The 10,727-nt window shown below is 71.0% G+C and carries 8 protein-coding genes; 3 read left to right on the top strand and 5 right to left on the bottom strand.

Annotation, left to right across the window (positions count from 1 at the left end; genetic code table 11):
• Positions 1–133 precede the first annotated feature (133 nt).
• Positions 134–454, top strand: a complete 321-nt coding sequence (locus ACIOJD_RS11645; RefSeq protein ID WP_401911189.1) for a DUF6343 family protein — start codon at positions 134–136, stop codon at positions 452–454.
• 14 nt (positions 455–468) lie between these two features.
• On the opposite strand, the gene ACIOJD_RS11640 is transcribed toward ACIOJD_RS11645, so the two are convergent.
• From ACIOJD_RS11640 to rpsA, 4 genes are all read right to left on the bottom strand, one after another.
• Positions 469–849, bottom strand: coding sequence for a tetratricopeptide repeat protein (locus tag ACIOJD_RS11640; RefSeq protein WP_401911187.1), 381 nt, complete (start codon positions 847–849; stop codon positions 469–471).
• Between the two features lie 145 nt (positions 850–994).
• Positions 995–1,600: a dephospho-CoA kinase gene (gene coaE, locus ACIOJD_RS11635; RefSeq protein WP_401911185.1), complete on the bottom strand. Its 606-nt coding sequence runs from the start codon at positions 1,598–1,600 to the stop codon at positions 995–997.
• Positions 1,601–1,714: 114 nt separating this feature from the next.
• Entirely contained in the window at positions 1,715–2,659 is a 945-nt protein-coding gene (locus ACIOJD_RS11630; protein ID WP_401911182.1) for a PAC2 family protein, read from the bottom strand.
• 346 nt (positions 2,660–3,005) lie between these two features.
• Positions 3,006–4,511 carry a 30S ribosomal protein S1 gene (gene rpsA, locus ACIOJD_RS11625; RefSeq protein WP_401885778.1) on the bottom strand — a complete coding sequence of 502 codons (1,506 nt, stop codon included), beginning with the start codon at positions 4,509–4,511 and terminating at the stop codon, positions 3,006–3,008.
• A 342-nt stretch (positions 4,512–4,853) separates the two neighbouring features.
• Between rpsA and ACIOJD_RS11620 the strand changes: the two genes are divergently transcribed.
• On the top strand, positions 4,854–5,804 hold the full coding sequence (locus ACIOJD_RS11620) for a class I SAM-dependent methyltransferase (protein ID WP_401911180.1): 951 nt from the start codon (positions 4,854–4,856) through the stop codon (positions 5,802–5,804).
• 115 nt (positions 5,805–5,919) lie between these two features.
• Positions 5,920–8,547 carry an ATP-dependent helicase HrpB gene (gene hrpB, locus ACIOJD_RS11615; protein WP_401911177.1) on the top strand — a complete coding sequence of 876 codons (2,628 nt, stop codon included), beginning with the start codon at positions 5,920–5,922 and terminating at the stop codon, positions 8,545–8,547.
• Between the two features lie 101 nt (positions 8,548–8,648).
• Here the strand turns inward: hrpB and ACIOJD_RS11610 are convergent, their stop codons facing one another.
• Positions 8,649–10,391, bottom strand: a complete 1,743-nt coding sequence (locus ACIOJD_RS11610; protein WP_401911174.1) for a lytic transglycosylase domain-containing protein — start codon at positions 10,389–10,391, stop codon at positions 8,649–8,651.
• Positions 10,392–10,727: the final 336 nt, after the last annotated feature.

Here is a 10,727-nt window from a genome sequence, read left to right as displayed (position 1 = left end):
GGCCGTGTCCGTGTCCGTGTCCGTGTCCGTGTCCGTGTCCGTGTCCGTGTCCGTGTCCGTGTCCGTGTCCGTGTCCGTGTCCGTGTCCGTGTCCGTGTCCGTGGGTACATACGAGGCAGGAGGTGCGACGGTTATGCGCACCGGGAGTGAACCTGTGACCGCGCGCAGTCCGCTGCGCATGCGGTTCTGGCTGAGCGTGTGGGGCCTGATCTGGACCGGTCTCGGCACCACCGCGTTCGCGTTCGCCGGACGGATGGGATGGGCCGTCGCCTGCGGTGTGCTCTTCCTGATCGTCGCGACGGACCTGGTCATCGTGATACGCCATATCCGCCAGGGGCCGCACTACCAGCCGGGACGGGACGTCCCTCCGTACGAGCCGGACGACGACGACCGCGGCCCCGGCGCGAGCCCCGGCCGGGGCGAGGGCCCGGACCACGGCTCGCACGGCCGGTGACGGCCGAGGCGACCTCAGCCGCCGATGTCCCGTGGATCGGAATCGAACTGCGCGGCCTTCACATACTCCGGCTTGGGATCCAGCGCGGCCGCCAGACGGAAGTGTCGTTTCGCCTGTTCCGGCCGTCCGGAGCGCTCGAAGGTACGGGCCAGGGCGAAATGCGCGAAGGCATTGTCCGGCTCGCGCTCCAGGACCAGCTCGAACTCGAGCTCGGCGGGTCTCAGTTGGGCCGCGGCGAAGAACGCACGGGCACGCAGCAGCCGGGCAGCCGTGTTCTCGGGGTGGGCCGCGATCACCGAATCCAGCAGTTTCACGGCCCCGCGCGGATCGCGCGCGGCCAGCAGTTGCTCCGCCGCGCGATAGTCGATGACGTGGGTCTCCGGGCTCTCGGGCACGGTCGCATCCTTCCCTGACTGCCCGCTTTCAACGCCACGCACGCCAGTGCTATTCCGCATCGTGTGCCGGAGCTGTTCCGCACCCTCTCGCGGAGCTGTTCGCACCCTCTGCCGGAGCTGTTCCGCACTGTGCGCCGGGAGCTGGTCAGTTCCCCGCCGCAGCGCGCTCCGACAGTTGCTGCCAGACCGCGCGGACCTGCGGTTCCAGCTGTTCCAGTGGGCCGTCGTTGTCGATGACGACATCCGCGACGGCGCGACGCTCCTCGCGGGTGGCCTGCGCGGCCATCCGCTGACGCGCCTCCGACTCCGCCATCCCCCGCTGTCGTACAAGCCGGTCCAGCTGTGTCCCGGGCGAGGCGTCCACGACGACCACCAGGTCGTACAGCGCGGCCATCCCGTTCTCCACGAGCAGGGGCACGTCATGCACCACGATGGCGTCCGGCCCGGCCGCCGCCTCCAGCTCGGCGGAGCGGGCGCGTACCAAGGGATGCACAATCGCGTTCAGAGCACGCAGCCGCTCCGGGTCGCCGAACACGATCCCGCCGAGCTTGGGCCGGTCGAGCGCCCCGTCCGCCGTCAGCACCTCCGGACCGAACTCGGCGGCCACGGCCGTCAGTCCCGGTGTCCCCGGCTCGACCACTTCGCGCGCGATCCGGTCGGAGTCGATCAGTACCGCCCCGTAACTGGTCAGCAAGCGAGATACTTCGCTCTTGCCCGCGCCGATTCCGCCGGTGAGTCCCAACCTCAACATGCGCTCAGCCTAGGTCCTGTCCGGTCGATCCTGCGGGCCCGCCCAAGACTTGGGCCCGCCAATCACCTGGGGCCGGCAAAGACTTGGAGGCCCGGCAAGGAACACCCGGCCACATCATCCGCCGCTCTCGCCCTCACGCTCCGCCAGGAACTTCTCGAACTCGCGGCCGATCTCGTCGGCCGACGGCAGTTCAGCGGGCTCGGCAACCAGGTTCCCCCGGGTCTCGGCGCCCGCGATCGCGTCGTACTGGTGCTCAAGTCCCCGCACCATCGTGACCAGTTCCTCGTCGCCCTCGCCCAGCTGCCGCTCGATCTCGGTCTGGGTGCGCTGCGCCTCCGTACGGAGGGAGTGCGCGACGGTCGGCAGCACCAGGCCGGTCGCGGCCGTGATCGCTTCCAGGGCGGTCAGCGCCGCGTCGGGGTACGAGGACCGGGCGACATAGTGCGGGACATGCACCGCGACACCCAGGACATCGTGGTCCGACTCCATCAGCCGGTACTCGACCAGCGACTGCGCGCTGCCGGGCACCTGCGCCTCGTCGAAGGGGCTGCGATGGCCGGGCATGAGGTCGGTCCGGTTGCCGTGCGGGGTCATGCCGACGGGACGGGTGTGCGGAACACCCATCGGAATGCCGTGGAAGTTCACCGAGAGGCGCACGCCCAGGCGGTCCACGATCTGTCGCACCGCTCGCGCGAAACGCTCCCACTCCACATCCGGTTCGGGCCCCGACAGCAGCAGGAACGGTGCGCCCGTGGCGTCCTGCACAAGCCGTACGTCGAGCGTCGGCGTCTCGTAGCCCGCGTAGCGGTCGCGCCGGAAGGTCAGCAGCGGGCGCCGGGCGCGGTAGTCGACCAACCGGTCGTGGTCGAAGCGGGCCACCACCTGATTTGGCAGTTCCTCCAGCAGGTTCTCGACGATCTGGTCGCCGGTCTCACCCGCGTCGATGTAGCCGTCGAAGTGGTACAGCATGACCAGGCCCGCGGACTCCTGTGCCAGTGCCATGTCGACGACTGCCAGGCCCTTGGGCTCCCACTCATACAATCCCTGCGGATCAAGCACGATTACCGCTCCTCCTCGTGTTCTATCGAAGAACGCACCACAGGGCGCTGACATTCCCCTCACCCCCAGGCACTGCCAGGAAGCGGTGCACGAGAGGTGGTCACCGTCGAAGTACACGTGTCCGGCGGCCTGTTGCGCACCGCGAAGACGAGTGCTCCGGGACTGCTCCTGGATCGACGTGAAGGGCGACAACGTACTCGGCGAGGGCAGCCGGGCGGAACACCATCAGCATCGACAGTGAGCGCCGCTCCCAGCATCAGCGCATGCGTAAGGCCCGCTCCCCGAAGGGAACGGGCCTTACGTTCAGCTCTTCAGCTGTGCGAACAGCCGCCTACAGTCCGAGCCGTCAGCTCTGACCGCCGGCCAGCTTCTCGCGCAGGGCGGCCAGGGCCTCGTCCGACGCCAGGGCGCCGGAGTTGTCCGTGGACTCCGAGGAGTACGAGCCACCCGAGGCGGCCGGAGCGCTGCCGGCACCGGCGGGCGCGGCAGCACCCTCGGCAGCGGCGGCCTCGTCGGCCTCGCGGGACTTGATGACCTGAGCCTGGTGCTGCTCGAAGCGCGTCTGCGCCTCGGCGTACTGGGTCTCCCACACCTCGCGCTGGGATTCGAAGCCCTCGAGCCAGTCGTTGGTCTCGGGGTCGAAGCCCTCGGGGTAGATGTAGTTGCCCTGGTCGTCGTAGGACGCCGCCATGCCGTAGAGCGTCGGGTCGAACTCGACCGCGGCCGGGTCGCCACCGAAGGCCTCGTTGGCCTGCTTCAGCGAGAGGCTGATGCGGCGACGCTCCAGGTCGATGTCGATGACCTTGACGAAGATCTCGTCGTTGACCTGGACGACCTGCTCCGGGATCTCCACGTGGCGCTCGGCCAGCTCGGAGATGTGGACCAGACCCTCGATGCCCTCGTCGACGCGGACGAACGCACCGAACGGAACGAGCTTCGTGACCTTGCCGGGAACGACCTGGCCGATCTGGTGCGTCCGGGCGAACTGCTGCCACGGGTCTTCCTGCGTCGCCTTGAGCGACAGGGAGACACGCTCGCGGTCCATGTCCACGTCGAGAACCTCGACGGTGACTTCCTGGCCGACCTCGACAACCTCGGAGGGGTGGTCGATGTGCTTCCAGGACAGCTCGGAGACGTGCACCAGACCATCGACGCCGCCGAGGTCCACGAACGCACCGAAGTTGACGATCGAGGAAACGACGCCGGAGCGGACCTGGCCCTTCTGCAGGGTCGTGAGGAAGGTCTGACGGACCTCGCTCTGGGTCTGCTCCAGCCAGGCACGGCGGGACAGCACCACGTTGTTGCGGTTCTTGTCCAGCTCGATGATCTTGGCCTCGAGCTCCTTGCCCACGTAGGGCTGGAGGTCGCGGACACGACGCATCTCGACGAGGGAAGCCGGCAGGAAGCCACGGAGGCCGATGTCGAGGATGAGACCACCCTTGACGACCTCGATGACGGTACCGGTGACGATGCCGTCTTCTTCCTTGATCTTCTCGATCGTGCCCCAGGCGCGCTCGTACTGAGCACGCTTCTTGGACAGGATGAGACGGCCTTCCTTGTCCTCCTTCTGGAGAACCAGGGCCTCGATCTCATCGCCCACGGCGACGACCTCATTGGGGTCGACGTCGTGCTTGATCGAAAGCTCGCGGGAAGGAATGACGCCTTCGGTCTTGTAACCGATGTCGAGCAGGACCTCGTCCCGGTCGACCTTCACGATGACGCCGTCGACGATGTCGCCGTCGTTGAAGTACTTGATCGTCTCGTCGATCGCGGCGAGGAAAGCTTCCTCGTTACCGATGTCGTTGACCGCAACCTGCGGGGTGGTGGCGGTGGTCTCGGTGCTGCTCGTCATGTGGGAAAGGGCTCCGGTACGGACATTGAGTCGTAGGTACTGCTACGCCGAGAGCCCGATATCGCCTCTGCACCAACCGGACAGCCAAGGAAGCGCCGCCCCTGGACAAATAGGGAAAGCGCCTCGACAACCGAGGGGTCTTATATACAGATGCGAGCGCGGCTGCTACGTCTGAGGCGCGCAAGCCCGCAGCGCAACCTTTAGCATACGGGGGCAGCCGGGCGGGGTCAATGCGCGAACGCGCACACCCGGGGTGGAACCTCTCATACCCGGCACAACAAGCGTTTGATGAGGCCACAACGGCCCCACGACCACTCTTCGCACACTACGACGACGGGCACGATGATCCAAGAGCACGCAGCCGAAGCCGGACACACGACGCCGGGAACCGGACATGGCACCGAACCCGTACCCGACTCCGTACCCGAACCCGAACTCGACTCCGTACCCGTACCCGTACCCGTACCCGAACTCGACTCCGGACTCGAACCCGAACCCGAAGCCACCCGCCGCGACAGCGGGGAGGTGGAGAGCAGCCGGGCCAACCGCGGCTGGTGGGACCGGAACGCCGACGACTACCAGATAGAGCACGGCACCTTCCTGGGGGACGACCGGTTCGTCTGGGGCCCGGAGGGGCTCGACGAAGTGGAGGCCGGACTGCTCGGCCCGCCGGAGTCGCTGGAGGGGCTGGACGTCCTGGAGATCGGGGCGGGCGCCGCCCAGTGCTCCCGCTGGCTGGCCGCGCAGGGCGCGCGCCCGGTGGCGCTGGATCTCTCGCACCGCCAGCTCCAGCACGCACTGCGCATAGCCGAGGGCCGCTCCCTCACCTTCCCGCTGGTGGAGGCGGACGCGGGTGCGCTGCCCTTCCGTGACGGCTCCTTCGACCTCGCTTGTTCCGCCTACGGCGCCATCCCCTTCGTCGCCGATCCGGTGAAGGTGTTCCGCGAGGTACGGCGGGTGCTGCGGCCCGGCGGGCGCTGGGTCTTCTCCGTCACGCACCCGATCCGCTGGGCGTTTCCGGACGAGCCGGGGCCCGAGGGCCTGTCGGTCTCGTCCTCGTACTTCGACCGCACTCCCTATGTCGAGCAGGACGAGGAGGGGCAGGCGGTGTACGTCGAGCACCACCGGACGGTCGGCGACCGGGTACGGGACGTCGTCGCGGGCGGCTTCCGGCTGATCGACCTGGTGGAGCCGCGGTGGCCGGAGTGGAACACCCAGGAGTGGGGCGGCTGGTCCCCGCTGCGGGGGAACCTGATCCCGGGATCGGCGATCTTCGTCTGCGTACGGGACTGAACCGCCGCTCGCGTACGGTACTGAGCCGCCCGTTCGCGTACGGGACTGAACCACCCGCTCTCCTGTCAGCGGGACCGAGTGGGGCCGAGGGGCTCGCGGGTACGAGACTGAGCGGGTGATCCGCGACGACATCCTCGGCAGTCTTCCCGTACATACGGCCGTCCCCGCGCTGAAGAGCGCCCTCGAAGAGCACGGCTGCGCGGTGCTGTGCGCGCCGCCGGGGACGGGCAAGACGACGCTGGTCCCGCTGGCGCTGGCGGGGCTGCTCGGCGACGGACCGGCGCGGCGGGTCGTCGTCGCCGAGCCGCGGCGGATCGCGGCACGTGCGGCGGCCCGCCGGATGGCCTGGCTGCTCGGTGAGCGCGCCGGGGAGCGCGTCGGCTTCACCGTGCGCGGGGAGCGCGTGGTGGGGCGCGACACGGTGGTGGAAGTGGTGACCACCGGGGTGCTCCTGCAGCGGCTCCAGCGCGATCAGGAACTGGCCGGGGTCGATGTGGTGATCCTCGACGAGTGCCACGAGCGGCATCTGGACGCGGACACCGTGGCCGCTTTCCTGCTGGATGTACGGGCCGCGCTGCGGCCGGAGCTACAGCTGGTGGCGGCGTCGGCGACGACCGACGCGGCCGGCTGGGCGCGGTTGCTGGGGGACGCGCCGGTGGTTCAGGCGCGGGGCGTCTCGTATCCGGTGGAGGTGGTCTGGGCGCCGCCCGTGAAGCCCGTACGGCCGCCCCACGGCATGCGGGTCGATTCGGCGCTGCTGACGCATGTGGCGTCGGTCGTGCGGCGGGCGCTGGCCGAACGGGACGGTGACGTGCTCTGTTTCCTGCCGGGAGTGGGGGAGATCGGCCGGGTGGCGGGCCTGCTGGGAAGCACCGGCGCCGAGGTCCTCCAGGTGCACGGGCGGGCACCGGCGGCGGTACAGGACGCGGTGCTGGCCGGTTCCTCGGGCGCTTCGGGTTCTTCGGCAGCCGGATCTTCGGGAGCTTGCGGCTCTTCGGGCGGTCGGCGGGTCGTCCTGGCCACGGCGGTCGCCGAGTCGAGCCTGACCGTGCCGGGCGTACGGATCGTCGTGGACGCGGGGCTCGCGCGTGAGCCCCGTACCGATCACGCCCGGGGGCTGAGCGCCCTGACGACGGTGCGGGTGTCGCAGGCGGGCGCCCGGCAGCGGGCCGGGCGGGCCGGGCGCGAGGCGCCCGGGGCCGTCTACCGCTGCTGGACCGAGGCCGAGGACGGCCGGCTGGCCCGCTTCCCCTCCCCCGAGATCAAGGTCGCGGATCTGGCGGCCTTCGCGCTCCAGGCCGCGTGCTGGGGCGACCCCTCGGCGGACGGCCTCGCCCTGCTGGACCCGCCGCCGGCCGGTGCGCTGGCCGCCGCGCGCGCGGTGCTGACCGCGATCGGCGCGGTGGACGGGAACGGGCGGGTGACGGACCGGGGCGTACGGATGGCCAGGGTCGGCCTGCACCCCCGGCTCGCGCGGGCGCTCCTCGACGGCGCGCGGCAGGTGGGCGCGCGCCGGGCGGCGGAGGTCGTGGCCCTGTTGAGCGAGGAGCCGCCGAGGTCGTACGGGGACGATCTGACGGCGGCGTGGCGTGCGGCCCGTGGGGGCGGGAGCGGTGACGCGTACGCCGCGCGCTGGCGGCAGGAGGCGCGGCGGCTGACCTCGGCGGCGGAATCGGCATCAGGATCGGTCGCGCGATCGGTATCGGGCTCGGGCTCGGGATCGGCGGCGATCTCGGCGTCGGCCGCCGGGCGGGAGCGGGGCGGCGCGGCCGGCACCGATGACGCGGTCGCCGGGCTCGTCGTGGCGCTCGCCTTTCCGGAGCGGGTGGCGCGGGCCCGGGGCGACGGGACATATCTGATGGTGTCCGGCACCGGGGGCGAACTGGGCGACGGTTCGCGGCTGCGCAGCGCGCCCTGGCTGGCGGTGGCGGTCGCTGACCGGCCGGCCACGGCCGCCGCCGCGCGGGTACGGCTCGCCGCGGTCATCGACGAGGACACGGCGCGGACCGCGGCCGGGCAGCTGCGTGTGGCGGGCGAGGAAGTGCGCTGGGAGGGCGGCGATGTCGTCGCACGGCGGGTGGAACGGCTCGGCGCGGTCGAACTGTCCGTACGCCCCCTGAAGGCGCCGGAGCCGCCCTTGGTACGCGCGGCTCTCCTGGACGGGCTACGGCGCGAGGGACTCGGCCTGCTGCGCTGGACGCGGGACTCGGAGGGGCTGCGCGAGCGGCTCGGTTTTCTGCACCGGGAGCTGGGCGGGGCCTGGCCGGACGTCTCTGACGCGGCTCTGCTGGAACATCCGGACGCCTGGCTGGAACCCGAACTGTCCAGGGCCCGGCGCCGGTCGGACCTGGCCCGGCTCGACGCGGGCCAGGCGCTGCGGCGCCTGCTGCCCTGGGCGACGGGCGAGGCCGCACGGCTGGACGAGCTGGCGCCGGAACGTATCGAGGTGCCGAGCGGGTCGCGGGTACGGGTGGAGTACGGCGGGCCGCAGCCCGTACTGGCGGTGAAACTCCAGGAGTTGTTCGGCCTCCGGGAGACCCCTGCGGTCGCCGGGGTTCCGGTACTGGTCCACCTGCTCTCCCCGGCGGGGCGCCCCGCGGCCGTGACGGCGGACCTGGCGTCCTTCTGGCAGGAGGGGTACCGGGCCGTACGGGCGGAACTGCGCGGCCGCTATCCCCGCCACCCATGGCCGGAGGACCCGTCCACGGCCACGGCGACGCGCCGCACGAACAACCGGCGGTGACGTTCACGCGCGTACACACGCGTGAACGCGTCCCGCCCTCCGTCCGGTCGGCCGGTCGGAGGGCGGGACGGCATACGGCGCCGAAGAGTTGAGGCCTGGGGTCAGGCGACCTTCAGCTCGATCGTCAACGTCGCGCCGCCCTCGGTTTCGAGGCGGAGCAGGAACGTGCCCGCCGTGCCGTCCGCGAAGATCTTCGGGAGCCGGAGGACACCCTGGGCGTCGGTCTTGAGGTCCGTCAGCTCGCGGAGCGGGTTGCCCTTCGCGTCCTTGAAGTAGGGGCCCTTGCCGTGCGGGGTGACGTCGGCGGCGGAGGTGATCATGGTGGCGGTCACCGCCACGCCCGATGCCACGGCGTTCTTGTACGTGGCCGTGACCTCGACCGGCTCGGCGAACTCGGTGCCGGGCGCGGCCGTCAGCTCCTTGTCGGAGGTCCTGGCGAGAGCGTCCGCCTGACGGGCGGTGACGGTCGCGGCGTGGTCGGCGGGTGCGATGCCCCGGACGGTGGTGGTGGCCCGGATCGTGAAGTCACCGGCCTTCTCGCCCGCTTGGAGGGCCGGGGCGATCGCCATGCCGTCCTTGGTCGTGATGAGGGTGACCTCGGACTTGGCTCCGAGGAAGCGGGCTTCCGTGTCACCGATGATCTCGAAGCGGACCGGCACCCCGGCGACGGGCTCGGCCTTCGCGTCGACGGCACGCACCGCGATCCGTCCGGCGAACTGGCCGCCGGCCACGGCGGTCAGCGTCCCCGTGCCGGCCTTCTGCAACTGCTTGACAACGGGCTTGGGGGGCTGGGGAGGCGTGGGGGTGGTGGACGGAGGCGTGGGTTCCGGGCTGCCGCTGCCGCCACCGCCGGGCTTCGTCGGACTCGAACCGCCACCGCCGGGCTTCGTCGGGCCCGAACCGGCACCGCCCCCGGGCTTGGAGGGCGACGAACCGGGAGGGCTGGGGCTCGGCGTGTGCTGGGGCTTCGTCGGGCTCGGGGTCGGGCTGGTGCTCGGACCCGGCGTCGGCGAGGAGGCGGAACTGTCCGGACCGCGGTCGGCGGGCAGCACGCCGGTACCGTCCGGGACCTCGTGCGTACCGTTCTTGTAGTACTGGAACCAGGTCAGGACCGTGTTCAGGTACTCCTGCGAGTGGTTGTAACTGAGGATGGCCTGGTGCAGACCGGCGTCGGCGGAGAGGTCCCGGTTCGCGTGGCAGAGATACTTCGCGGCCGCCAGCGCGGCGTCGTAGATGTTGTTGGGGTCCTCGCTGCCGTCGCCGTTGGCGTCCTGGCCCCAGGTCGCCCAGGTCGAGGGGATGAACTGCATCGGGCCGACCGCCCGGTCGTGGGTCGTGTCGCCGTCGTACTCGCCCTTGTCGGTGTCGGAGATGTTGGCGAACCCGACGCCGTTGAGCACCGGGCCGAGGATCGGCGCGTGTGTGGTGCCGTTGGCGTCCACCCGTCCGCCGCGTGCCTGGCCCGACTCGACCTTGCCGATCGCGGCGAGCAGTTGCCAGGGCAGGTTGCAGCCCGGCTTGCTCTCCGCGAGGGCCGCTTCCGCCTGCTTGTACGCGGCCAGCACCGTGGCCGGAATACCCGCTTGCGCCGGACCCGTGGCCGGCAGGTCTATCGAGGTACCCGGCTTGCCGGGCGTGGTGAGCGGCGGAAGCTCGGTGTAGTACGGGGAGTTGCCGGTGGCCGAGGTGCCGGGGGGCGGGGTCGCGTCGGCGGCCCGGGAGTCACCCGTGCCCGTGGGGATGGCGCCGGGCGCCTGCGAGGCGGAGAGTGCCGCGATGGCGGCGGCGGCCACCGCAGTGGTGGTCGCACTTCTGCGCAGTCGGCGACCGAATAGCGCTGTCATATGTCTGGTCCCTCCCCGTGGTCGGCTTTCCGCGCTCCCCGCGCGAGGACACAGGCGACCCTACGTCAACTCGTGGCCCCAGCACACCGGTCCGTGACGGCCTTTCACCGGTACGCCGTCCGGCGGGGTGCGGGTGCGGGTGCGATGTGTGGGTGGTCCGGGGGCCGGGGCCTCCGGAGCGCATGTCGGGACCGCATGATGTACGGCGTGTGCGGCCGGTGGGCAGCGGTGCGGGTTGTCGTACGCCACACATCACGCTCTACGTCCGCACACGTCACCTCCTGCGCCCCCGTCCCCCTCCCGCCCGTCGCCCGGCTGCCGGTGTCGTTGTGCGGG

It is taken from the genome of Streptomyces sp. NPDC088116, from assembly GCF_044741745.1.
Classification (GTDB): domain Bacteria; phylum Actinomycetota; class Actinomycetes; order Streptomycetales; family Streptomycetaceae; genus Streptomyces.
Note: the sequence above shows the minus strand (reverse complement) of the source record. Positions and strands in the feature narration are given on the sequence as shown.

Excerpts from the sequence above, each read along its gene's own strand:
- coaE (WP_401911185.1), bottom strand. The coding sequence starts at position 1,600 with ATGTTGAGGTTGGGACTCACCGGCGGAATCGGCGCGGGCAAGAGCGAA.
- ACIOJD_RS11610 (WP_401911174.1), bottom strand. The coding sequence starts at position 10,391 with ATGACAGCGCTATTCGGTCGCCGACTGCGCAGAAGTGCGACCACCACT.
- ACIOJD_RS11645 (WP_401911189.1), top strand. The coding sequence starts at position 134 with ATGCGCACCGGGAGTGAACCTGTGACCGCGCGCAGTCCGCTGCGCATG.
- rpsA (WP_401885778.1), bottom strand. The coding sequence starts at position 4,511 with ATGACGAGCAGCACCGAGACCACCGCCACCACCCCGCAGGTTGCGGTC.
- ACIOJD_RS11620 (WP_401911180.1), top strand. The coding sequence starts at position 4,854 with ATGATCCAAGAGCACGCAGCCGAAGCCGGACACACGACGCCGGGAACC.